Below are 25,256 nucleotides of genomic sequence, written 5' to 3' on the forward strand. Positions count from 1 at the left end.
CGATCCCTTCCTTCTTTCCTTATTCGCTTGCCTTTTCGAGGTCCGCTTTACATGCGGGCAAACTGCTTCAAAAATGCCAAATCACTGCTATAGAAATGACGAATATCGTCAATGCCGTATTTCAAGATTGCGATCCGCTCCACACCCATACCGAATGCAAATCCGCTGTATTTCTCCGGATCATAGCCGCCCATTTCGAGCACTTTCGGATGCACCATGCCGCAGCCCAAAATCTCCAGCCATCCGGTTTGCTTGCACATCCGGCATCCATTGCCGCCACATTTTACGCAAGTGACATCCACTTCCGCGCTTGGTTCGGTGAACGGGAAGAAGCTGGGACGAAGGCGTATTTGCGTGTTAGGTCCAAACATTTCCTGTACGAACTGAAGCAGCGTGCCTTTCAGATCGCTCATGCGGATGTTTTCGCCAATAACCAGACCTTCAATTTGATTGAACTGGAAGGAATGCGTGGCATCATCATCATCGCGGCGGTAAACCTTGCCCGGACAAATGATTTTCACAGGCACTTCGCCCTCCATTTTTTCCATGGTACGGATTTGCACAGGGGAAGTCTGCGTGCGCATCAGGAGCTCTTCCGTAATATAGAACGTGTCCTGCATATCGCGCGCAGGATGGTTTTTCGGAAGATTCAGTGCCTCAAAGTTATAATAGTCTGTTTCCACCTCGGGACCCTCGGCAATGTGATAGCCCATCCCGATGAAGATTTCTTCGATCTCTTCGATAACCTTGTTCAGCGGATGAACGCCGCCTTGAGCCATTTTGCGTCCAGGCAATGTAACGTCGATCTTTTCCGCCTGCAGGCGCTGCTCGGTCTCAGCCTTCTGAAATGCATCCTGTTTGGATTCAATCAATGCTTCAATGGCCCCGCGCACCTCGTTGCCTACTTGGCCGATCACAGGACGTTCTTCTGCGCTCAGCGCGCCCATGCCACGCAAAATTTCAGTCAGCGCGCCCTTTTTACCCAAATATTTAACGCGCAGATCATTCAGCTTCTGTACATCCTCTACTCCTTGCAGCTGATCGAGGGCCTCCTGCCGCAGCGCTTCGAGTTTTTCCTTCATCTCTTCCTGCCTCCTTCTCAAAGTAAAACGTACCGCATATTCAGAGCTTCAAAAAAGCGGATCAACGAGTGATGCACTTTAGCTCCAAAGCTTTGCAGAAAACAAAAAAGGCCTTTTCTCCCGAAAAAGGGACGAAAAGACCGTGGTACCACCCTTGTTAGAACAGCATGATTCCCTTAGTCGGTAAATATGCATGTTCTCACTTTAATCGTTGTAACGGTTCGAGGACCGGTATCCCCTACTGGCATTAAACCGATTATATCGGTCAAAGGGTTCAAGGAACTGCTCCGGAGGGAATTTCAGCAGCCTGTTACTGTAGAAACGCTCTCAATCTGCGGCGTCTCCTCCCTGTAAAGTGGTACTGCTTACTTGTCTCCATCATGGCATTTATATTGTTGTCAAAACTCTTCTTATCTGCGTTATATTCAAGCGACACACTATAGTCAACTATTATAAGTAAAAAAGGCGGCTCTGGCAAGTCATCCTGTGTACCTGCTGCTGGTTGCTTACAAGCCCTCCAATTCCTTTCTTAGCTCACGGATTTCCAGTATGCGCTCCTGACTGCCTTCCGGTTCTTCTACGCCAAGCAGCCTCGTAATTTCCCACTCCAGCGCAAGCCTCCGGTTCTCCTTCTCCGTATCTTCCTTTAAACCGCCGCGATGCCGTATCAGCCGTTCCTCCTCTTCCTCCACCGTGCCTTCAAACAGCTCCGGCTCTTTTTTTTCGGGGGCTAGCGTCAAAAGACGGTTGGCCAGCTTGCGGACGAGCATACGGTCATGCGACACAACGAGAAGTGCCCCTGGATATGCGGCTAGCGCTTCCTCCACTACCTCACGTGTCGAAATGTCCAAGTAATTCGTCGGCTCATCCAGCACGAGCAGGTTTGCACCGCTGAAATAGAGCTGTACGAAAGCAGCCCGGCATTTTTCACCCATGCTGAGGTCACCAATCCTTTTAAACACATCTTCCCTGGAAAAGAGAAAACAACCCAGAATCGTACGCGCATGTGTCTCCGTCATTTCAGGCAGGCGAAGCAAACTGTCCAGCAGCGTCTCGTCTTCCCTCAAGCCTTCAAGCTCCTGTGAAAAATATCCCGTGCTTACGCCAGGATGCATCCACACCCTGCCTTCGGTCGGCTCCAATTCGCCAAGTACCAGCCTCAACAGCGTTGATTTCCCGCTTCCGTTCGGTCCTCGCACCGCAAGCCGGTCGCCGCGGGACAGCTGCAGATTCAAATCCTTGAACAGCTGCCTTCCCTCATAACCAAAAGAGATATGTTCAAGTCGCAGCAGTACGCGGGCAGCGAATCCTCCTTCGCCCAGCTGCATGTTCATGGTGAGAGCATTTTTCGGCTTCTGCACGCTATTCTGCTCGAGACGTTCCAATTCTTTTTGCTTGGCATGATACCTGGAAATGTTTTTCTTGGCCTTCGCTTTGTAATAAGGAGTAGCCGCTTTGGTTTCGGTATTTTTATCTGCCGACTTTTCGGCATTGTGGAACCATTCCTGGTATCGGCGAATCGACTCCTCCAGTGCTTCCCTCGCCTGCTTTTGCTTCTTGTAAAGCGCCTCCTGTTCCTTCAGCTCACGTTCCCTTTCCCGTTTGTAATCCGAATAACCGCCTTTATATTTCTTTACCCCGCTATCCGTCAGCTCGCAGATTCCCGTCGCGACATGGTCCAGAAACATCCGGTCATGCGATACGAACAGCACGGTGCCTTCATAGCGGTTCAGCCACTCTTCTAGCCAGGTCATACTGTCTCCATCCAGATGGTTGGTCGGCTCATCAAGCAGCAGGAACGCTGGACGTTTGACGAGCAGGGCTGCAAGCCGGACTCTTGTCTTCTGCCCGCCACTCAGTTCGGAAAAGGGTACCTGCCATAATTCCGCCCTGATGTTCAGCATGTTGAGTACCTTCTCTACTTCAATTTCCCACTGGAAGCCATCCAGCTGTTCATAGCGCTCGAGCGCTTGACCATAAGCTTCAAGCAGCTTACTGTCCTCCGAAGCTTCGGAATCCGCCAGCTCTTTTTCCAGCTGGTTGAGCTTTTGCTTCACTTCATACAGCTCGCCGCTGTCGAAGCCAGCCGCCGCAAGCGTCGTCAAGGAAAGTAAGGATTCGGAGCTTTGCTCCATCATCCCCCACTGCGCCAGCGGCAAAACACGTTCCACGGTTCCCCGATCCGGCTCAAGCTGCCCGGTCAATACCTTCAACAGCGTAGTTTTCCCTGCTCCATTAACGCCGAACAGAGCCAGTCTTTCACCTTCATATATTTCAAAATCCACCTTTTCAAAGATGGTTTTACCTTTAAATTCTTTGGCCAAATTTTTCGCTTTTAAAATATTCATCATAAACGCATCACCCTTTTGAGTAGAAATGGAAAAACCGCAGGCAGGGCTGCCTACGGTAGGGATTTGGAATTTAGATGTCTATGACTGAACAAGCGGACCAGCGGCATTCATCGCTTTGGCATGTAAAAGCCTAGACGATCCGCTGAAGAACGCAGAAAAAAAAAAGCATTCCCGCATCCATGAACAAGGTCCACGAGTCTCCTAAAATAGACATAACAATCCTCTTCCCTACGCAAGCGCAGAGCTGCCTGTTTGCAACATTTTGATGTTGGCATGCAGATTAGAGAGAACAGTCATGTGTATCCATCGGATGTGTGGTTACCTCTTTTCATTAGGATGAGATGCTTGATGACATTCTAACAAATTTCCCCGTAGATGGAAAGCCCGCATTTTTTTAATACCTTTGAAAAGAAAAGACCATCCCCGGTCAATCAGGTATGGTCTTGATATATTAAGCTTTATCCGTCTTGTTTATTCAATGCCTTCCAGAATCATTACTCCCCGGCCAGGAAGATTGGCTGTCCCCTGCAGTATTTCTCCGGACAGGAGATCCCGGAGCTTGCCTTCTCCAATATTGACGCTTGTATGCTCGGCGTTATGGTTCAGCAGGAACAGGAATGATCGTCCCTCTTTTACCCGTTTAGCGGCTTCGACCCCTGCAGGGACATCTTCTACCAGGGGCTGAATCCCTTGGTCAGAGCACAGCTTCGCCAGGAATGGCTGCAGGAAGTCTGCACATGCACTGGTCGCCACGTAGTAGGCTTTGCCTTTGCCAAATGAATTGACCGTTACAGCAGGCATGCCCTTATAAAAATCGGAGCCATATTCAGCCAGCACCTCGGCGCTTTTCGTATGGATAAGGTCGAAGAGAAGCTCGCAGTTATAGGAGCCCTCCAGTTGGCCTACAGGCTCTTTCATCACGATTTGGTTGAATTGACCCGCTGGCAGTGCATCGATCTCCTCTGCCCAGATGCCAAGCAGATTGCGGAGTTCTCCTGGATATCCTCCCAACGTAACAAGGTCGTTTTCATTGACAATACCGCTGAAGAAGGTCGTTACGAATGTCCCGCCCGCGGCAGTAAATTCTTCTGCTTTTTTGGCAAAGCCTGATTTGACCATATACATGACCGGCGCAATCACGATATCGTACTTGCTGTAATCGGCTTCCACACGAACCATGTCTACCTGAATACCCAGCTTGAAGAGTGCATCATAGTATTTATGCACTTCGTTCGCATACTGCAGCTCGACGGTTGGTCCGCTCGAAAGCTCGATGGCCCAGCGGTTTTCCCAATCATACACGATGGCTACCTTAGCATCGGAACGTGCATCCAGAAGCGTATCGCCAAGCTGCATTAACTCCTCGCCAAGCTCAGACACTTCGCGGAATACCCTTGTGTTCTCATGCCCCGCATGCTCGATTACAGCGCCATGATACTTCTCGCATGCACCGACAGAGCGGCGCATCTGGAAGAACATCACCGTATCCGCTCCACGCGCGACTGCCTGATAACTCCAGAGACGCATAACCCCGGGACGCTTCAAGGAATTGTAGGCCTGCCAGTTCTGCTGGCTTGGCGTCTGCTCCATCAGCATGAATGGCGCACCGTCCTTAAGTCCTCGCATCAAATCATGCACCATCGCGGTTTCACTGACAGGTGTCGTAAGCGAAGGATAGTTATCCCATGAAATGATGTCCATTTCTTTGGCCCAGTCAAAATAGTTCAGCTGCGGGAATGTTCCCATCAGATTGGTTGTAATCAGTACATCCTTGCTGTACTCGCGGATCGCATTCGCTTCGATTTTGTAGCAATCCAGCAAACTATCTGACATAAAGCGCCGGAAATCAAGGGAAATCCCTTGAAATGCGCTGACATTGCCTTCGCCTTCCTCGCTCAGCCCGTTTGGAAGAACGATCTCATCCCAATCGTAAAACGTATGTCCCCAGAAGCGCGTATTCCACGCCTTGTTAACGGCCTCCAGTGTGGCATAGCGCTCCTGAAGCCACACGCGGAAGGCGGCCGCGCAATGATCGCAGTAGCAATATCCGCCGTATTCGTTCGAAACATGCCACAGCAGCAGCGCCGGATGGTCTTGATACCGTTCTGCCAGCTTGCTGGCCATCCGGCCGGAATATTTGCGGTAAGTAAGGCTGTTCGGACAGGAATTATGACGCCCGCCAAAGGACCGTTTACGCCCGTAAAAATCAACCCGGGCCACATCCGGATGGCGCTTGGCCATCCAGGCCGGATGAGCTGCTGTACTGGTGGCCAGAACCACTCCAAGTCCCTCCGCATGCAGCCGGTCCATCGTTTCATCCAGCCAGGCAAAATCATATGTATTCTCGCCGGGCTGATTAAGCGCCCAGGAAAATACGTTGATCGTCACGACATCGATGCCGGCCAGCTTAAACATGCGGTGATCCTCTTTCCACTCCTCAGGTCCCCATTGCTCCGGATTATAGTCTCCCCCGTACCACATTTTCGGCAGTTTTTTATTGATCAAGCTCAGCACTTCCTTCCCCTTTATCCTTCAGGCTAATCAGCTAGACATCTGTTGGACGTTTCTTTGATGTATCCGGCAGTTATTCCGCTGCATTGAAATATGCTTATCTGGTTTCTTCGGCATGTATTGGTGTAACCGTAAATATGTCACCGGCCATTGTCGCAAATTCTGCTTCAACTGATATGGCGATGCCGTCAGGCCTATGCACGATCAGACCTGTCCCGTTTAGCATACGGAATGTCTGGCCATGTGCAGACGTAATTCGGGCATATGTCAGCCTGCCGTCTTCCCATGCGATATCAACGGTAAATCCGCCGCGCGCAGCCAGTCCGTTAGCTTCGCCGGCCATCCAGGCGTCAGGCAGAGCTGGCAGCAGATGTATTCCGCCCGCATGGCTTTGAAGCAGCATCTCGGCAATGCCTGCCGCTGAGCCAAAATTACCGTCTATTTGAAAAGGCGGATGATTGCCGAACATATTCGGCAGGCTCGAATCGGTCAGGATCCGGCGTACACAGCGGTAGGCGCTGTCTCCGTCACCCAGCCGGGCGAACAGGTTGATCAGCCAGGCTGCGCTCCATCCGGTATGGCCGCTGCCCGCTGCCAATCTGGCTGACAGTGAGCGTACAGCGGCTTCCGCAAGTTCTGGTGTTTCATGCATACTCACGGAACTGCCAGGGAACAAACCGTATAAATGAGAGACATGGCGGTGGCCTGGCTCATGCTCAGCGAAGTCCTCGCTCCACTCCCGCAGTCGTCCATCGGGACCGATTCCCGGATGAGCAAGATGACCTGCACGAGCGATCAACTCGTCTCGTAACTCCTTGTCGGTATCCAAAAGCTCCGATGCCTGCACACAATTTGCAAATAGTTCCCCAATCAGTGCCATATCCATAGCGGAGCCTGCGGCTGTACTGCAAGGAGTTCCGTCAGCTGTTCGGAAAACATTTTCCGGTGACGTGGACAGCGGCGTTGTCCATTTCCCATCCGGACGCATCACAAGCCAGTCCAGACAAAAGAGCGCGGCTCCCTTCAGAATGGGATACGCCGTTTCCCTTAAAAATTCATTGTCCGGACGGAATGCGTAGCGTTCCCACAGATGCCTAGAAAGCCATACGCCTCCCATCGGCCAGAACGCCCACATCGCATGCCCGTCAGACGGCGTAGACATACGCCATAAATCTGTGTTATGATGCGCAGCCCAGCCCCGGCATCCATAGTGGATCGCTGCCGTACGACTGCCGCTGATGCTCAGCTCACGGATGAGATCCAGCAGGGGCTCATGGCATTCTCCAAGGCTGCAGATTTCAGCAGGCCAATAATTCATCTCGGCATTGATATTGGTCGTATAATTGCTGTTCCATGGCGGCTGTAGATGCGGATTCCAAATTCCCTGCAGGTTCAGGGCTTGCGTTCCCGGACGCGAGCCGGCAATCATCAGGTATCGCCCATAATGGAAAAGCAGGCTTTCCAGTTCAGCATCGGCTGCTCCGTCCCGATAGGCGTTCAGCCTCTCATCCGTCGGCAGCTCCCCAGCACTTTCCTGTCCCTTTCCGGAAAAAAGGTTCAAATCGCAGCGGTCGAACAAAGAACGATAGTCCATGACATGGCGCTCCCGCACTTCCTCATATCCAGCGGGCACCTTCCGCATAATATTCGAACACACGGACAATGGCTGAATGCCATCCTCCCCAGGCATGACATCATAGCCCGCAAAATCGGTAGCGGCAGTGATAAGCAGCGTTACCGATTCCGCATGACGAATGCTCAGGCGTCCTTCCCTCAATTCCGTTGCTCCGCCTTTATTTCGGGCCGTTAGGAGGGCCGAAAAACTGAGCCCCAGCTCATCCTCATAAAGAACGGAGCGTGGATGATCTCCCTGGTAGTTATTAGCCACATGTGATGGCGAACGTCCTGTCATAACAAGCCTGCCGGCGTCTTCGCCTTCCACATGGCAAGGATGCGGTGACGATAGCCATACCTCCATGTCAGGTATCACTGCAGCTCCGCTTCCGTCTATTCTCTCGGCACGGACATGTACGGTCAGAACATCATCCGCATGGCTGGCCAGCATTTCACGGATGACTCTGACATCTCCTGTTTCATAGCTGACTGATACGACGGCTTCCTCCAGATCCAGCATGCGGCGGTAGTTTTGATAGGTCCCGTCTGTATTCCAGACGATATGAAGATCTCCGAGTGGCTGATAGGATTCGCTCCGGCGCCCAATCATTTTCGCTTCAATCAGCGTTTCGGCCTCTGCATACTTGCCTTGCACCACAAGGTCCTTAGCCGGAGCCAGATAACGGAGAGCTTCGTAGTTCATCGTGTCTCTCGGATAACCGGACCACAATGTATCCTCATTCAGCTGGATCAGCTCTTTGCCGGCACCCCCGAAGACCATTCCTCCTATTCTGCCGCTTCCAATGGGCAACGCCTCTTCCCATACTTCAGCAGGTTTGGTATACCAAAGCCTTTTTCTGCTAATGTTCATGCTGCATCTCCTTCCCATGTGATTTGAGAACTCACGATACTACCATGGGTCTTCCATAGGAGTGTGAAGGTTTCCTGCCTTGATTCGCGGATTCATACTCGGCAATTCTTACGGGTTTGGATGAATATCAATACTGTATCGACATCTCGGTGACCCCGGAATTTGGCATCACCCGCAGTCCCTGATCTGTACTTTCCATAATGCCTCCGTCTACGCTTGCAGCTCGCTTACTGCTGCGAAGCAGCACTTTCCAAGCCCTCGCCCCGGCACCCTCTACTTTGACGGAAAGCTTACCACTGGTTTGCACTGCAGTCACTGTTAATGCTGGCTGTCCCTTCATATCAGGAACAGTCACTTGCATTTCTTTTCCTTCCTCCGGAGCGAAAATGTGAAGCTCCACACCGTCTGCATAGTCATAGTCAGGCTTGTCTTCCGCTGCGCCAACCGGGATAATGCTTCCTGGACGCACATAAAGCGGCAGGCTCATAAAGCCGTGCTGCTCAGATAACCATCCTCCTCCCTGTACGGTCTCACCAGTCAGAAACGAAGTCCATGTACCCGAGGGCAGATAGAAGTCCACCTGTCCGTCTTCGCTGAAGACCGGTGCAACCAGCAAGGAATCACCGAGCATATACTGGCGGTCAAGCGTATGGCATCCATGGTCTTCAGGGAACTCAAGCACCATCGCCCGCATCGCCGGCAATCCGAGCTTAGATGCGTCTACAGCTGTTCCGAATAAATAAGGCATGAGGCGGCATTTGAGCTTCGTGAAAAAGCGCATCACATCCACCGCTTCCTCACCGAACAGCCATGGCACACGGTACGATTGATTCCCATGGAGCCGGCTGTGGCTGGATAGCAATCCAAAGGCTGCCCAGCGCATGTACACATCCGCAGGAGCCGTGCTTTCGAAGCCGCCAATGTCATGGCTCCAGAAGCCGAAGCCGGATAAGCCTAAGGACAGGCCACCGCGGAGACTTTCCGCCATCGAATCATAGTTGGCCGAGCAATCGCCGCCCCAATGTACGGGGAACTGCTGCCCGCCGGCTGTAGCAGATCTGGCGAACAGTGCCGCTTCACCTTTGCCAAGCTTTTCTTCCAGCACCTCGAATACAACCTTGTTGTACAGCTGTGTATAATAATTGTGCATCCGGTGCGGATCCGAACCGTCGAAGTATGCCGCATCGGTCGGAATCCGCTCACCGAAATCCGTCTTGAAGGAATCCACGCCCATATCCACAAGCTCACGCAGGTAATCCCCGTACCAGCGGCAGGCCTCCGGATTGGTAAAATCGACGATTGCCATGCCTGGCTGCCAGCGGTCCCACTGCCATACCCCGCCATCTTTGTTTTTCAGGAAATAGCCGCGCTGCTCCCCTTCATCAAACAATCTTGACTGTTCACTGATGTACGGGTTGATCCAGACGCAAATTTTCAGTCCCTTTTCCTTCAAACGCTCAAGCATCCCGCGTGGATCCGGGAATACGGCTTCGTCCCATTCAAAGTCTGTCCAGTGAAGCGGCTTCATCCAAAAGCAGTCAAAATGGAATACATGCAGCGGAAGATCACGTTCCTTCATGCCATCCACAAAACTCATAACCGTCTCTTCATCGTAATTCGTCGTAAAGGATGTCGTCAGCCACAGACCAAAAGTCCAGGCCGGAGGCAATGCTGGCTTTCCAGTCAAAGCCGTATAATTTTGCAGCACATGACGCAGCGTCTCACCGCTGATGATAAAGTACTCAAGCTTCTCGCCTTCGACGCTGAACTGAACCTTTGAGACTTTTTCAGAACCAACTTCAAAGGAAACGAGCCCAGGGTTGTTCACGAACACGCCGTAGCCCTTGCTTGACAGGTAGAATGGAATGTTTTTGTAGGCCTGTTCCGTTCCTGTCCCGCCATCACGGTTCCAAATATCCAGCGATTGCCCATTTTTAACGAAAGGCGTAAACCGTTCTCCAAGCCCGTATATATTTTCACCTACACCAAGATCAAGCTGGTCGCGCATAAAAGTCTGGCCATCTTCACGTGTGATATAGCCCAGTGATTTTAATCCACTGCCTGTTATCCGCTTGCCATCTTTATAAAATGAAATACCCCAATCGCCTCCACGACGGATATTTGCTTTCAGATTTCCACTTTGAATCCACAGTTCTTCCTCATTCAATCCCGTTTCTACCGGAACGTCCTCTTCTTCATGAATCTGAAATTCAGGCTTCAGCGGTGCTCCTCCTTTGTGATGATGAACGGAAACGCGAATAACGTCCTCCATTGGGGACGATAAGCGGACCGTCAATAAAGGAACATCGAGCATTGCCCATCGGGGCTCCAAATCACGCGGCGAAGCATATACACTTACCGCTTTTTCCTGCGCTCGCGGATCATAGGCCTGAACAGGACTCATAATCTCGAAGCCGGGCAGTGTTAACCAGTTGCCATCACTAAATTTCATTTCAAGGTCACCTCAATAATCGGCGGGAAGCCTCGGCGCAAGCCCCAAAACTTCCCGCCATATGGTTTTTTGCGAATTTCAGAGTATCAATGAATGATATTATTCATTCCACAGTTTAACGCGTTGTTTTACTAGTTCTTCGCGCAGTGTTTCCGCTTTGGCAACGCCTGCTTTATCCAGATCATTCATATAAGAATCCCAGACCTTATCGAAATCGGCCGGTTTCGCCAGGATGGCCTCAGGGATTTTCTTCCATGTGATGTCTTTCAGCTTGTTATCCAGCACAACAATTTCGCTGTCTCCAGGAATGTTGATGTTCCATGCAGCCCCCCATGGTCTAACTTTAAACTCGTCTTCTTTAGGGAACAGCTCTCTCCACGAGGTTACTTTATATGCAGCCAGCGTTTTCTTTTCCACATCGTTGAATTCGGTAACGATTTGCTCGGGGAAGTTCGTCGTGTAGTAGTTTCCCGTCGCATCCTTCACACCATCGCCATAGTGAACGCCAAGTGTTTGATATAAACCTATGCCTGTTTCTTTCATGAAGTTCGTTGCATCATTCACTTTACGGTCACTAACTTCTTTAGGAATAACACGCTTGCCGTTCTCAACGTTGTAGTCTTTGCCTTCCACGCCCCAGTTCATCAGCACTTGGCCTTCTTCGGATGCAAGGTAGTCGAGGAACTTAATTGCACGTACCGGATCCTTGCAATCTTTACTGATGCCGATACCGTATCCGGCCATGAAGCCAGTAGGCCAGAAGGAAGTTTCTTTGTATTCCTTGGACAGGGTCACAGGATAATGACCATAGCCTTGATCGAATTTTTTAGCTGTTTTCAGTGCCTTCTCACCATCGCCATAAGCCCAGTCCTGATCGATCAGACCAATGACACGGCCGGTTGCGATTTTGGCTTTATACTGGTCGTACTTTTGCACGAAGCTTTCCGGATCCAAAAGCCCGATATCATTCATGTGATTGAGCCAGCGGAAATATTCTTTTTCCACAGGGCGTTTGAAGTGATAGGTTACTTTTTGGGTGTCCACATCAATAGCGTATTCGCCGTCATCCGGAGATCCGGTGGTGTAGAAGGCCGGGTTGGTTACCGTAATATACATGTACCAGTCATCCGCATTCAGGGTCAGACCGATGTTTTTATTGCCATTTTCATCCGTTGGATGCTTCTCAATATACGCTTTGATAACGTTCTCATAATCCTGCACAGTTTTGATTTCAGGATATCCCGCTTCAGCAACGGCGCGGTGCTGAAGCTCAAATCCGCCGCTTACTTTAAAGTTCTGTTGATCCACGCCGGCATAAGTCGGGATAGCATAAATAGCATGGTCATCATCGCTATATCGTGCACGCTTCATGGAATCGCCCAATACTTTTTTAATATTCGGTGCATACTTGTCGATCAGGTCTGTCAAATCCAGCATGGCTCCTGCATCCACAAGCTTGCTGATATCATTTTTGGCGCTGATAAGATCCGGATATTGACCGCTCGAAGCAATCAGGGCCACCTTTTGCTGTGGATCGCCGACGGCGAATTCAGCATCCAGTGTTACTCCCGTTTTTTCCGTAATAATCTTACCGACTTCATCTTTCATTCCGGTCCAGTTTGGACTCGGGTCGGCACTGAATAAGGAGAACTTAACAGGTGCATTATCATCTTTTGTTGTGGTTTGGTTACTGTTTGATCCGTTATCCTTTTCCGCCGAATCACTATTGCTGCTGTTTCCGCCGCAGCCGGCAAGCATGCCGACGAACAGGGCAGAAACGAGCAGTAAGACGGAAGCTTTTGTTTTTATTTTTCTCTTGCTTTCCATACTTACACCCCTCCTGATGGATTTGAATGATTGCGAATTCGATCAAATCTATTCGTATAACAGGGATATCCCGGAAACACCCCTGGTGATACCACATTTAGCTTTTTACCGCACCAAGCGTCATGCCTTTAACAAAATACTTTTGCAAGAACGGATACACGAGCAGGATCGGCACTGTAACGATGATCGTGATTGCCATTTTAATCGATTCCGGAGATACCTGATTCACAGCTGAAGATATGACATTCGTACGATAGTCTCCGCCGCTGCCGGCTGTCGTGCTCTGCAATACTTTCATCAGCTCATATTGAAGTGTGGTCAGTGATTCACTTGAACCATTATACAGATAAGTATCAAGCCAAGCATTCCACTGTCCTACTGCCAGGAAGAGTGATATCGTCGCCAGAGCCGGCTTGGTAAGCGGCAGAATCACACGCCAGTAAATCGTAAAGTCGTTAGCCCCGTCGAGCTTGGCCGATTCCTGAAGCGCATATGGAATTCCATCAATAAAGGAACGGATAACGAACACATTAAACGCACTTACGATGCCTGGCAAAATATACACAGCGAACGTGTTCATCAGCCCCAGGTCTTTCATGAGCATATAGGTCGGGATGAGTCCCCCGGAAACGTACATGGTCAGTGCAAGAAATGTTGAAACAAATTTGCGGCCCTGAAAATCTTCACGGCTGATCGTAAAAGCCAGCATCGATGCGCTGAGCAGCCCGAGCAGCGTACCAAAGATCGTACGGAGCGCAGAAATTTTAAATCCAGTAATCAAACCACTGAATGTGAAGATTTTAATATAATTGTCCCAGGTAAACTTCCGGGGAAAGATGGTAATTCCGCCGCGCACGCTGTCTATGGAATCGTTTAACGATATGGCGAGCACGTTCAGGAACGGATAGACAGTGATCACGACAACGAGAAGGACGACAATGTACACCAGCGCATCAAATATCCGGTCAGACCAGGATTTGCCGCGTGCCAACGCTGTTTTGCCCACAATCACGTTCCCCCTTTCCATAAATGTTAGATCAATGCTGCGATCCTACGATCAGGTTATTACAAAATCCTCGTTATAATAGGCTCTCCTTGGTTGTACGCTTGAATATGCCGTTAATGGTGAATAAGAGCACAACGCTGATCACCGAGTTGAATATGTTAATGGCCGTACCAAAGGAATAGCGTGCCATACCGAGTCCGTATTTCAAGGAGTACATATCGAGCACCTGCGAATAATCTGTCACCAGATTGTTACTGAGCAGGAACTGCTTCTCAAAGCCGATGTTCAGCAGGTTGCCGACAGACATAATCAGCAAAACGATAATGGTCGGCCTGATTCCCGGGAGTGTAATATGCCACATCTGGCGCAATCGGCTTGCTCCGTCCACACGGGCTGCTTCGTACAGCTCAGGGCCGATTCCCGCGATAGCGGCGAGATAAATAATTGCATTCCAGCCTGTTTCCTTCCAGACATCCGACAAGGTTACAATTCCCCAGAACAGATGCCCTTGTGCCATAAATTGTATCGGCTGATGAGTAAAGCCCAGTCCCATCAGCAGATCATTGATCAGACCGTTATCGGTAGACAGCATCTTGGTGACGATGCCTGCGGCCACGACCCATGATACAAAGTGGGGAAGATACGAAATCGTTTGTGCAAAACGTTTAAAGAAGCTGATGCGCACCTCGTTCAGCAGAATGGCGAACAGAATCGGGAAAACAAATCCCGCAATCAGCCCCATGGTGCTCATCGCCAGCGTATTGCGCAATGACAATAAAAATTGGTCATCGTGGAAGAGTGTTTTGAAATGCTCGAAGCCCACCCACTCCTGCTCAAAGAAGCTGCGCGCCGGCTTATATTTTTGAAATGCCATCGTCCATCCCCAAAGAGGAAGGTAACTGAATACAAACACCCAAATGACGAATGGTAGTGACATCAAATACAAATACTTCTGATTCTTAAAAGTCCTCCAAAAACGTTTTCGTGATGTAGGCGGTTTTCCGGGCTTTTCTCTGTTGACCGGAGTGCTGTCTGGTATGATTGTTGCCGCTTTCAATGTGAATGCCCTCCTCTCTATGCCCTTATTCTAAACTGTTGTAAGCGATTGCAGTACCCTCAAAATTAGTTATAAAATCATATTAAAATTAGACATTTTACAGGGTAAATCACATCCATTCCCCCCTAAAATCATAAAAACCCCTTACCGTCATTTTCCCTTACGGTAAGAGGTTGGGGATTCCCCGACATATTTACGAAATTTCATATTAAAATAATCCGGATTCATATAGCCGATTTTTTCAGCCACCTCATAGACTTTCATGCCCTGCTCCAGGTATTCCTTCGCTTTCTCGATCCGAACCTTGTCCAGATACGTATTGAAGTACTCACCTGTTGTATTCTTGAACATTTTCCCCAAGTAAGCGCTGTTATAATTAAACAAATCGGACAATATTTCAAGCTTTAGATTCTCATGATAACGCCTGTGGATCAGCTCCATCATTTTCTGAATATCATTTCCCTTGCTTCCACGGTTGATCTGTTCGGAGACTTGCTGCAGAAAGGAAACCGTCTCCTCCATCAGATCACGGATATGCCCGCTTTGATAGAAGGCTCCAACTGGAGCGGCATGCTCGGTCAGAAAAGGGCGCAAATCCGAATGTGTTGACTCCAGCCTGGCAAGAATGCTCCCCACCATCCGGATAAGATTCTCCTTCAGCTTCAGTTCATCCATCCCGTCTAGCGCCATTGTGCGGCATATGTTTGCAACGAGCGGTTCCAATTTGGACGGATTGCCGGTTTCAAGAACAAGCAGCAGCCTATTTTCCGCTTCGGCATAATCCAGCATCTCCTGAAAATCTTCTCCAGTATCGACGCATGCTTCTACAGAAATGTCGCGAATGAATGTATCCTTCGAGCAGAAAAAGCTCATTTTGAGGGCCTCGCTGGCTGCAGACAAGGATCGATATGCTTCCTGGGCTCCTGAAACAGTACCTCCAGCCGCCGCACTGAATTCCAGATGCTCCCGGTGGATGATCTGCGTAAGTTCCTGATACAGCTCCCGCTCCGCCTCCTGCAACGGCCGGATGAGAAGAATACCAATATGGGAGGAATAATTAAAGACCATGCCGAGATTCTTACGCTTGATCATCTGCTCTACATTCTGGCGGATGTCTGACAATCTGTCCTCACTGATGGTATTCATCCGCTTCAGCTTGAGCAGCACCACTTCGCAAGGCCCCTCTGGAATACCCAGGGATTCGGCATAGCTGTGCATCTGCGCCGCATCGCCCTTACCGGTTTCAGGCTGGAGTAACTCCTTGAGAATCGCTTCCCTGTTGCGGGTAGGCTCCGCCTCCTGCCACTGGCTGAACTGATGCTCCTTCTCAAGGGTATCTCTCAGCTGATCAAGATAGGAGATCAATTCCTCCTCATCCACAGGCTTCAACAGATAACCATCGATACGATATGTGATGGCACGCTTCGCATATTCAAAGTCGGCATAACCGCTCAGGATGATCACATGGCTGTCTGCGCCTTGGCTGCGAAGCTCCTGGATCAGTTCCAATCCGTCCATTCCCGGCATGCGGATATCGGCGATAATCAGTTCGGGCTTATACAAATTATATTTTTCCAAGGCCTCATGTCCGTTGGCAGCTGTATCCACCACCTGATACCCCTTTTCATTCCACGGGATCAGCGTTCTTAGTCCTTCACGAAGCTTGGGTTCATCGTCTACAATTAACACTTTAATCATCGGGTATTATCCCTCCATTGGAATGCTAAAGGAGATCGCCGTCCCATCGCCGGGGAGACTGTATATGGACAAGCCATAGGGTTCTCCATACGTGAGTTTTAATCTGACATGCACATTTCGCAGCCCGATCCGTTCACCTTCACGTTCCTCTGAATCTTCCAGCGTACTTATGACCTTGCTCAGTCTCTCCGTTGTAATGCCTATACCATTGTCCGTAATCGTAAATCTGGCTTCATTGCCATTCCTCGTAATTTCAACCTTGACGAGTGCCCCTTCAGCATTGTTATCCAGACCGTGCACAACCGCATTTTCCACAAGCGGCTGGATGATCAGCGGCGGGACATGCAGGGCTTCAAGACCCGGATCGACAATGAACTCGTACCTCAGCCGCTCTTCATAACGGAACTGCTGGATATCCAGATAACAGCGGGCCATCTCGAGCTCCTGCTTGAGCGGGATCTTGCTGTTGCCAACCTCCAGATTATTCCGCATCATTTTACCAAGCAGACGGACGACCCTCGCAATCTCAGTCTGACCCTTCATATGCGCCTCCATACGAATCGATTCCAGCGCATTAAACAGGAAATGGGGATTAATCTGACTTGCCAGCATTTTGAAACGGATCTCGCTTTGTTTTTGCTCTAGCAGCCTGTTCTGTTCATTAGAGTGTGTAACTTCTTCCATCAGGTCATGAATGCTTCGTACCATGGAATTAAACTGCCGTGACAGCAGACCAATTTCATCCTTGCCGTCAATTTGCAGGGTCGTATCAAAATCCCCGAGCCCTACCCGGTTGATATGCCTGCTGAGTCTGAGCATCCGCCGCGAGAAGAGAGAAGAAACTCCGTAGATGAGCAGGAAGGCAAGGACAATACTGATCACGATCACTGTAAGCGCAAGTCTGATGATTTGGTTCGGCTCTTTGACAATGCTTCCAATCGAAAACACGGAAATGATACGCACACCGTTTTCGCTGGAAACTGGCTTAAGCTCGTCTATTAGTACTTTTGAAGGGATCCCGTTTAATGTGGCTTCGAAAGTACCGCTTCTTTGAGACATAATGTTTTTGTCCAGCGAGATATCTGTCAGCTTCTTATCATTCCAGTCACTCCGGTTTGCCGCAATAATATAATCCTGATCGTCCACGATCATCGTATCGAAGGTTTCCTGGTTAAGGATGGAGTTCAGCATACTGGTATTGACATTCAGCACCAGAACTCCATACTTTTTCAAGCTTTCCAGCTCGATGTTCCGGACCAGGCTCAAATATTTATGATGGTCCCGTTCATCCTCAATGTACCTCCAGCTGACCAGACTTTCATGCCGCAGGGCATTCTGATACCATTCACTGGCCTTGATATCATCCGAAGCATTGATCAGCTCCCAGTTATTCAGCAGTGTTGCATTGTCCGTATACAGCCGAATATTCGATATTTCCTTATAAAGGCGAAGGTATTCCCGCATGTCGGGATAATCCCTGTAGGCCTCGACCACATCATAAACGCTTTCATATTGCTTGTTGGCAAGCTTTTTGAGTCTGGCATCATTGGATAACCGGTACGAAATATCGAGAGAAACGCGAATGACTTCTTCCGTTCTTTTCTTGATCCGGTCCACGTTGGTTGAAGCCTGCTCCATCGCATTGTTAAACGCCATTTGCTTCATTTCAACGGTTAGATAACCACCGACCAGAAGCACTGGCAGCAGTGCTGCCAGCAGGAAAGACAAAAGCAGCTTGTTTCGTATTTTGATATCATTCAGCAGCATGACGATCCGATGCCACATGTCTATCTTCCCCCATGGCCTCTATTCAGCCGGAAGCTTGCAACCTCACAGGTATTGTCACTTCAGCTCTCTCAACTGTATATCCTACTTGCGGTAAGCTGCAAGTCTATCATTCAAATCTTTCGTCTTCCCGTACACATCCTGGTAAATTCCAAACAGGCCAGAGTACACTTCTACCTGTTCGGGATCGGGGGAGTAGGTCTTAGCAGGACGAATAAACACTCCGGCGCATTCCGCCAGAGACGAAAACCATTCGCATCCGTATGCCGCCAGCATAGCAGCGCCCATGGCAGGTCCCTGCTCGCTTTCCAGCTTAATGATATTTGCGTTGAAAATATCCGCCTGCATTTGCAGCCAAACTTCATTTTGTGCTCCCCCACCGATCGCCGTCACTTCGGTGATATCCTTGCCGGATTGCCGGATGATATCTATGGATTCACGGAGCGAGAAAGTAATGCCTTCCATGACCGAACGCGCAAAATGCTTAAGTGTATGGCCGGAATCCATTCCAATGAAACTGCCGCGGATATCCGCATCCGGATGAGGCGTGCGCTCACCTGAGATGTATGGCGTGAACAACAATCCCCCGCTTCCGGCAGGAACAGCTTCAATGCCTTCGAGCAAGCGATCAAAGGAAGCTTCCTTGGCAAAGGTATCCTTGAACCAGGAAAGACTATGCCCCGCGGCCAGTGTGACCCCCATAACGTAAAAAGCATTCTCTTCGCCATGGTTAAAGAAATGCATTTTTCCCTGCGGGTTGATATCCTTGCGGCTTTCATAGGAGAGGACAACCCCTGACGTGCCGATACTGCACATCGTTTTTCCTTCTCCAAGAATTCCCGCCCCGATCGCACCGCAGGCATTATCCGCGCCACCTGCAAACACCCTGGTCGATGGAAGCAATCCGGCAGCTTCAGCCACTTCCGGCAGCAGCGTTCCTGTCAGTTCAGAGGATTCTACCAACGGAGGGCATAAAGACAGCGGCAGATCAAAGGCCTCAGCAATTTCAGAGCTCCATACCTTATTCGCTACATCCAACAGAAGCGTACCTGCTGCATCCGAATAATCCATACCAAAGCTGCCCGTCAAGCGGTATCTCACGTAATCCTTCGGCAGCAGAAACAAATCCGCCTGTGACAAAATCTCAGGCTCATGCTCCTGAACCCATAGGATTTTCGGAAGTGTGAACCCTTCAAGCGCACGGTTTCGTGCAATATCCAGCAGCTTGCTTCCAAGCGTCTTTTCAATCTTGCGGCACTGCTGCGTTGTCCGAGTGTCATTCCATAGAATGGCCGGACGCAGAACTTTGCCTTTCGAGTCCACCAATACAAGTCCATGCATCTGTCCCGAGAAGCTCAAGCCCTCCACATCAGCTGGATCAGCTTCGGATTTCTCCATCAGCCTGCGAAGACTTGCAATGGTACGATCCGCCCAATCTTCCGGATTTTGCTCACTCCAGCCCGGCTCAGGTCTGTGAAGCGGATAGTTCTCCGAATGCTCGCATACCACCTTGCCCTCCGCGGAGACAAGCACCGATTTAACCGCACTCGTCCCGATATCGATTCCAATTACATATTTCATATTCCGCCTCCTAAGGCTCAAGGTGTTGTATTTCAATATCCTAAATCGGTTCCATTAAACAAGCAAAAGGCTGCCGAAGAATGCTGTCTTCAGGCAACCTCCGCTGCATGTTACTTGTACGATATTTTTGATTATTCAGACAAAATATATTGATTCAGCATCGCCTTCAGCATTTCCTGGCGGCCGGATTCATTTTTACGCGGTTGATTATTATTCAGAGCATATTCAGCCAGAGAAGCTAGGGTTGCTTTTCCGGATACGATATCGGCGCCAATGCCTTCCTTAAAGCTGCTGTAACGTTTTTCAACAAAGTTATCGAATGCGCCGTCCTCCAGCATTTTGGCCGCTACCTTAAGCCCTTTCGCATAGGTATCCATGCCTGCGATATGAGCGTGGAACAGATCCTCGGGTTCGAAGGATTGACGGCGTACTTTTGCATCGAAGTTGATGCCGCCTTTGCCAAGTCCATCATTCTTCAGCACTTCGTATAAAGTCAGGGTAGCATCATAAATGTTAACCGGGAATTCATCCGTATCCCAGCCCAATAGCATATCGCCCTGGTTGGCATCCAGTGAACCGAGCATGCCGTTAATACGTGCCACACGCAGTTCATGGTCAAAAGTATGACCCGCCAAGGTTGCATGGTTAGCTTCCAGGTTCAGTTTGAAATGCTGGTCCAAATCGTATTTTTGCAGGAATGATATCGTCGTAGCTGCATCAAAATCATATTGGTGTTTGGTCGGCTCTTTCGGTTTCGGTTCGATCAGGAACTGAGCATCAAAGCCGATCTCCTTCGCATAATCGACTGCCATGGAGAACAAGCGGGCCATATTGTCCATTTCCAGCTTCATGTCGGTGTTCAGAAGGGTTTCATAGCCTTCACGGCCGCCCCAGAATACATAGTTTTCCGCTCCAAGCCGTTTGCCGACTTCAAGGCCCTTCTTGATCTGGGCAGCTGCATGTGCATATACATCCGCATTGCATGTCGAGCCGGCACCATGCATATAACGCGGATTCGTGAACATGTTCGCTGTATTCCACAGCAGCTTTTTACCCGAGCTCTTCATGCCCTGCTCGATCAAATCCACAATGGTATCAATATTGCCGTAGAATTCGTTCAGACTGCTGCCTTCCGGTGCAATATCAATATCATGGAAACAAAAGTACTGCAGATTCATTTTATCCATAAATTCAAAGGCCGCTTCCACACGTGCCTTCGCTTTGTCCATACCGCTAAGATGATCCCAGCTGCGGACTGCCGTATCCGTACCGAACGGATCTGATCCGCCTGCGGTCAATGTATGCCAGTAAGCCATGGCGAAACGCAGATGCTCTTCCATCGTTTTTCCGGCTACCTTTTCCTCCGGATTATAGTATTTGAATGCAAAGGGGTTGGTAGAACGACTGCCCTCGTAATTGATTTTTCCGACGTTTTCAAAATATGCCATGTGTATGCTCCTCCTTAAATTTCCTTGAACGCAAACGTTTACAACAACATCCTAACACAATGTAATCACTTTGTATATTGGTTAAACAAAGTTTTTTTATCTGGATTTTATTTCCCTTGTTCAAAGTATTGGAGCACTTTATACCTTCACGTTAACGTCGGTAATCTGTATTGCAATTTACGCAAGAAAACTCTAGACTAGGGGTCATACAAAAAATCGTAACGTTCCTGAAGGATGTGTTATACGTCGTGAAAGTCACTGGTGACCAGGCGCTCGTCAAGAAAATAAACAAATCGCTGATCCTGCATACCATTCGCAAGCATGCCGAGCTGTCCCGCGCCAGGATATCGGAAATGACAGGCTTGAACAAAGCAACCGTGTCCAACCTAGTTGCCGAGCTGCAGGAAGATCAGCTTGTGCTGGAAGCCGGACCCGGAGAATCCAGCGGCGGACGAAAGCCGCTCATCTTGCATTTTAATGCCATGGCCGGCTGTGTGATCGGCATGGAGCTCCGCGTCAAACAGCTTACCGCTGTGCTGTGCGATCTGAACGGATCCGTGCTTCGCGAAGCTGAGTCTCCTCTTTACCAGCATGATCTTCCATATGTCTTTGAAGCCATGAAGACTATGATCGCCACACTTATAGACGCGGCTCCATTAACTCATTACGGTATTGTAGGCATCGGTGTCGGTGTTCCAGGCATGGTAGATGAGCATGGGGTGGTACTCTTTGCTCCCAATCTCGGTTGGGAGAAGATTCATCTGCGTGAGCTGCTAGAGGAAAACTTCTCGATCCCCGTTATTATTGACAATGAAGCCAACAGCGGTGCTCTTGGAGAGCTCAATTTTGGCAGAGGTGAAGATGTAAGGCATCTGCTCTATATCAGCGCAGGCTCAGGAATCGGCTCCGGGATCATTATCGGTGGAGAGCTCTACAAGGGTTCCAGAGGATACGCCGGTGAGACCGGACATATGTGCATCGAAGCGGAAGGAACACCGTGCAGCTGCGGCAGCCGAGGCTGCTGGGAATTGTATGCATCCGAAAAAGCCTATGATCTTGCAGCTTTGGAGCTGCCTGCTTATCATACACGCGAGCTTATCCGTTACGCCGATCAAGGTAATGCCGCTGCATGCCAGCAGTTCGCCGTGATGGGCACCTATCTTGGCATTGGACTGACCAATCTTATTAACAGCTTCAATCCTGAGCTGATTGTCATCGGAGGCGCGCTCTCCGAAGCCCGGGGATGGTTAGAAGGTCCGATGCAGCAAGTTGTAGCAAGGTGTACGCTTCCCTATCATAAGCAGCAGCTTGAAATCGCATTTTCCACACTCGGCAGCCGTGCAGCAATGATCGGTGCTGGCTTTTCAGCAGCCATACATTTTCTGGGTCACACACGCGTTATGATGTAGCTTTGCATGGACGACACAAAAAGGGCCTCTGGAATGATAACTCCACTGGCCCTTTTTATGATCTAATATAAGCAATACAAATAAAAAACGCCTTTCGGCGTTATGTTTTATGTATGGAGCGGGTGATGGGAATACTCAACATCCTGATTCAAATACGAGCTTCCAGCTCGCGATATAGAGGAAATGTTGACGCGCGTCCTCGGTGGGACTACCCGGTGAAGCAGGCTCGGACGGTCGCCCCCACGCTGCGTCGGTTCTCTCCTACACAACCGCTCAAATAAAAAAACGCCTTTCGGCGTTATGTTTTATGTATGGAGCGGGTGATGGGAATACTCAACATTTTGATTCAAATGCGAGCTTCCAGCTCGCGGTATAGAGGAAATGTTGACGCGCGTCCTCGGTGGGACTACCCGGTGAAGCAGGCCTCGGACGGTCGCCCCCACGCTGCGTGGGTTCTCTCCCACACAACCGCTCAATAAAAAAACGCCTTTCGGCGTTATGTTTTATGTATGGAGCGGGTGATGGGAATCGAACCCACGCTATCAGCTTGGAAGGCTGAAGTTCTACCATTGAACTACACCCGCATCGAAAAGAAAGTATCGGGATGACACGATTTGAACATGCGACCCCCTGGTCCCAAACCAGGTGCTCTACCAAGCTGAGCTACATCCCGATGCAGAGGTAATACAGTTAAATGGAGCGGACGACGGGAATCGAACCCGCGACCCTCGCCTTGGCAAGGCGATGCTCTACCGCTGAGCCACGTCCGCATAAACATGGTGCGCGTGGAGGGACTTGAACCCCCACGTCAAAGACGCTAGATCCTAAGTCTAGTGCGTCTGCCAATTCCGCCACACGCGCACACTTTTAAATAACTGGTGAGCCATGAAGGACTCGAACCTTCGACACCCTGATTAAAAGTCAGGTGCTCTACCAACTGAGCTAATGGCTCAAATATTCACCGAGGTGAAAAATGGCTGGGGATATAGGATTTGAACCTATGCATGACGGAGTCAAAGTCCGTTGCCTTACCGCTTGGCTAATCCCCAATAGTCAAAAAATAATGGGGCGATCGAGGGGACTTGAACCCCCGAGTGCCGGAGCCACAATCCGGTGCGTTAACCCCTTCGCCACGACCGCCATATAAAAAATCTGGTGCCGGCGAGAGGACTTGAACCCCCAACCTACTGATTACAAGTCAGTTGCTCTACCAATTGAGCTACACCGGCGAAGTGTAATTGTTTAATACAGGATTCTCATCCCTGAAGCTAAATTAAATGGCGGAACCGACGGGATTCGAACCCGCGATCTCCTGCGTGACAGGCAGGCATGTTAGGCCTCTACACCACGGTTCCACAGAGGCACACTTTCTATGTAAGAAAGATAATTGGTTGCGGGGGCAGGATTTGAACCTGCGACCTTCGGGTTATGAGCCCGACGAGCTACCGGGCTGCTCCACCCCGCGTCAGTAATAAAAGTATAAAGTTTTATGGTGGAGGCTGAGGGGTTCGAACCCCCGACCCTCTGCTTGTAAGGCAGATGCTCTCCCAGCTGAGCTAAGCCTCCATGGGATTCGTATTACTTGATAAGCAATAATAAATGGTGACCCGTAGGGATACTCTCACTTCGCTCAAGACTGCGATGCAGTGCTACCGAAGTTCATGCTCCGACGAACCCTTATGGGTTCTCATCCCCAATCGAAGCGTAAATTTAATGGTGACCCGTAGGGGATTCGAACCCCTGTTACCTCCGTGAAAGGGAGGTGTCTTAACCCCTTGACCAACGGGCCTTATATATAAGAGATGAATGCTGGCGGAGAGAGAGGGATTCGAACCCTCGAGACGCTTTTGGCGCCTACACGATTTCCAATCGTGCTCCTTCGGCCAGCTCGGACACCTCTCCACATGCTTATGGGTTCCCCAGAAAGTGATCAGAATATGCTTCAAAGCCACTCTTCACTTTCTGAGGATTTGACTCCCCGAACAGGACTCGAACCTGTGACAACTCGATTAACAGTCGAGTGCTCTACCAACTGAGCTATCAGGGAACATTATTACTATGTAAATGCAAGTGTTGGGCAAAAAAAATACCACAAAGATGTGGTTTCCGCTTGGCGGCGTCCTACTCTCCCAGGACCCTTCGGTCCAAGTACCATCGGCGCTGGAGGGCTTAACGGTCGTGTTCGGGATGGGTACGCGTGGAACCCCTCCGCTATCGCCACCAAACGGAGCATTCTTTTCAAAATGCTTATATTCAGGAATCAGCATCGCCAAATGCCAAAAGCCATTTTTTTCTTTTTAAAGCTGCTAGAGCCTTAAAAAGCTTTATTGACTCCCTGAAAACTAGATACGAAACGAATTTGTGTGTTTAGAAATGGTCTCCGTAGCCCTCACTCCGTTGCAAAGCGTAACGCTTCCGAAGCAAGTTTCCCTACGGTAAACTTTTTAGGATAAGCCCTCGACCGATTAGTATTGGTCAGCTCCATGCATTGCTGCACTTCCACCTCCAACCTATCTACCTCGTCGTCTTCAAGGGGTCTTACATACTGGGAAATCTCATCTTGA

The 25,256-nt window shown here is 49.8% G+C and carries 13 protein-coding genes, 14 tRNA genes, 2 rRNA genes and 1 other annotated feature; of the genes, 1 reads left to right on the forward strand and 28 read right to left on the reverse strand.

The window, feature by feature from the left end; translation table 11 throughout:
* Positions 1–47: 47 nt before the first annotated feature.
* From pheS to xylA, 12 genes are all read right to left on the reverse strand, one after another.
* Positions 48–1,082, reverse strand: coding sequence for a phenylalanine--tRNA ligase subunit alpha (gene pheS, locus KJS65_RS15440; protein ID WP_213650560.1), 1,035 nt, complete (start codon positions 1,080–1,082; stop codon positions 48–50).
* Positions 1,083–1,206: 124 nt separating this feature from the next.
* Positions 1,207–1,473 (reverse strand) — a binding site (T-box leader).
* 115 nt (positions 1,474–1,588) lie between these two features.
* On the reverse strand, positions 1,589–3,433 hold the full coding sequence (abc-f, locus tag KJS65_RS15445; protein WP_213650561.1) for a ribosomal protection-like ABC-F family protein: 1,845 nt from the start codon (positions 3,431–3,433) through the stop codon (positions 1,589–1,591).
* Between the two features lie 471 nt (positions 3,434–3,904).
* On the reverse strand, positions 3,905–5,938 hold the full coding sequence (locus KJS65_RS15450) for a beta-galactosidase (protein WP_213650562.1): 2,034 nt from the start codon (positions 5,936–5,938) through the stop codon (positions 3,905–3,907).
* Positions 5,939–6,041: 103 nt separating this feature from the next.
* Positions 6,042–8,429, reverse strand: coding sequence for a glycoside hydrolase family 95 protein (locus KJS65_RS15455; RefSeq protein ID WP_213650563.1), 2,388 nt, complete (start codon positions 8,427–8,429; stop codon positions 6,042–6,044).
* A 127-nt stretch (positions 8,430–8,556) separates the two neighbouring features.
* Positions 8,557–10,881: an alpha-xylosidase gene (gene yicI / locus KJS65_RS15460; RefSeq protein WP_213650564.1), complete on the reverse strand. Its 2,325-nt coding sequence runs from the start codon at positions 10,879–10,881 to the stop codon at positions 8,557–8,559.
* A gap of 99 nt (positions 10,882–10,980) precedes the next feature.
* Entirely contained in the window at positions 10,981–12,708 is a 1,728-nt protein-coding gene (locus KJS65_RS15465; protein ID WP_244864536.1) for an ABC transporter substrate-binding protein, read from the reverse strand.
* Between the two features lie 97 nt (positions 12,709–12,805).
* Complete coding sequence (locus KJS65_RS15470) at positions 12,806–13,714, reverse strand: carbohydrate ABC transporter permease (RefSeq protein ID WP_244864537.1); 909 nt, start codon at positions 13,712–13,714, stop codon at positions 12,806–12,808.
* A 73-nt stretch (positions 13,715–13,787) separates the two neighbouring features.
* The gene (locus KJS65_RS15475; RefSeq protein WP_374706161.1) at positions 13,788–14,771 is read right to left on the reverse strand and encodes an ABC transporter permease; all 984 of its coding nucleotides are present in this window, start codon (positions 14,769–14,771) and stop codon (positions 13,788–13,790) included.
* Between the two features lie 150 nt (positions 14,772–14,921).
* A complete protein-coding gene (locus KJS65_RS15480) occupies positions 14,922–16,469 on the reverse strand; it encodes a response regulator transcription factor (RefSeq protein WP_213650566.1) in 1,548 nt (515 codons plus the stop codon).
* A gap of 6 nt (positions 16,470–16,475) precedes the next feature.
* Positions 16,476–18,254, reverse strand: a complete 1,779-nt coding sequence (locus tag KJS65_RS15485) for a sensor histidine kinase (RefSeq protein WP_213650567.1) — start codon at positions 18,252–18,254, stop codon at positions 16,476–16,478.
* An 84-nt stretch (positions 18,255–18,338) separates the two neighbouring features.
* On the reverse strand, positions 18,339–19,835 hold the full coding sequence (gene xylB, locus KJS65_RS15490) for a xylulokinase (RefSeq protein WP_213650568.1): 1,497 nt from the start codon (positions 19,833–19,835) through the stop codon (positions 18,339–18,341).
* Between the two features lie 131 nt (positions 19,836–19,966).
* Complete coding sequence (gene xylA / locus KJS65_RS15495) at positions 19,967–21,283, reverse strand: xylose isomerase (protein WP_213650569.1); 1,317 nt, start codon at positions 21,281–21,283, stop codon at positions 19,967–19,969.
* Between the two features lie 248 nt (positions 21,284–21,531).
* Here xylA and KJS65_RS15500 point away from each other — a divergent pair, with 248 nt between their 5' ends.
* Positions 21,532–22,692: an ROK family transcriptional regulator gene (locus tag KJS65_RS15500; RefSeq protein ID WP_213650570.1), complete on the forward strand. Its 1,161-nt coding sequence runs from the start codon at positions 21,532–21,534 to the stop codon at positions 22,690–22,692.
* Positions 22,693–23,202: 510 nt separating this feature from the next.
* On the opposite strand, the gene KJS65_RS15505 is transcribed toward KJS65_RS15500, so the two are convergent.
* From KJS65_RS15505 to KJS65_RS15580, 16 genes are all read right to left on the reverse strand, one after another.
* Positions 23,203–23,276, reverse strand: a tRNA-Gly gene (locus KJS65_RS15505).
* A 15-nt stretch (positions 23,277–23,291) separates the two neighbouring features.
* Positions 23,292–23,365: transfer RNA gene (locus KJS65_RS15510), tRNA-Pro, on the reverse strand.
* 22 nt (positions 23,366–23,387) lie between these two features.
* Positions 23,388–23,462 (reverse strand) — tRNA-Gly (locus KJS65_RS15515).
* A gap of 7 nt (positions 23,463–23,469) precedes the next feature.
* Positions 23,470–23,553: transfer RNA gene (locus KJS65_RS15520), tRNA-Leu, on the reverse strand.
* Between the two features lie 15 nt (positions 23,554–23,568).
* Positions 23,569–23,644 (reverse strand) — tRNA-Lys (locus tag KJS65_RS15525).
* A gap of 22 nt (positions 23,645–23,666) precedes the next feature.
* Positions 23,667–23,741: transfer RNA gene (locus KJS65_RS15530), tRNA-Gln, on the reverse strand.
* Positions 23,742–23,756: 15 nt separating this feature from the next.
* Positions 23,757–23,832 (reverse strand) — tRNA-His (locus KJS65_RS15535).
* Positions 23,833–23,845: 13 nt separating this feature from the next.
* Positions 23,846–23,921: transfer RNA gene (locus tag KJS65_RS15540), tRNA-Thr, on the reverse strand.
* A gap of 49 nt (positions 23,922–23,970) precedes the next feature.
* Positions 23,971–24,047 (reverse strand) — tRNA-Asp (locus KJS65_RS15545).
* A gap of 33 nt (positions 24,048–24,080) precedes the next feature.
* Positions 24,081–24,157 (reverse strand) — tRNA-Met (locus KJS65_RS15550).
* Positions 24,158–24,182: 25 nt separating this feature from the next.
* Positions 24,183–24,258: transfer RNA gene (locus tag KJS65_RS15555), tRNA-Val, on the reverse strand.
* Between the two features lie 148 nt (positions 24,259–24,406).
* A tRNA-Glu gene (locus KJS65_RS15560) sits at positions 24,407–24,481 on the reverse strand.
* Positions 24,482–24,502: 21 nt separating this feature from the next.
* Positions 24,503–24,594, reverse strand: a tRNA-Ser gene (locus tag KJS65_RS15565).
* Positions 24,595–24,666: 72 nt separating this feature from the next.
* Positions 24,667–24,739 (reverse strand) — tRNA-Asn (locus tag KJS65_RS15570).
* 61 nt (positions 24,740–24,800) lie between these two features.
* Positions 24,801–24,917 (reverse strand): 5S ribosomal RNA (gene rrf / locus KJS65_RS15575).
* 220 nt (positions 24,918–25,137) lie between these two features.
* Positions 25,138–25,256 (reverse strand): 23S ribosomal RNA (locus KJS65_RS15580); the annotation flags it as partial.

Source organism: Paenibacillus sp. J23TS9 (assembly GCF_018403225.1).
In the GTDB taxonomy this organism is placed as follows: Bacteria; Bacillota; Bacilli; order Paenibacillales; family Paenibacillaceae; genus Paenibacillus_AQ.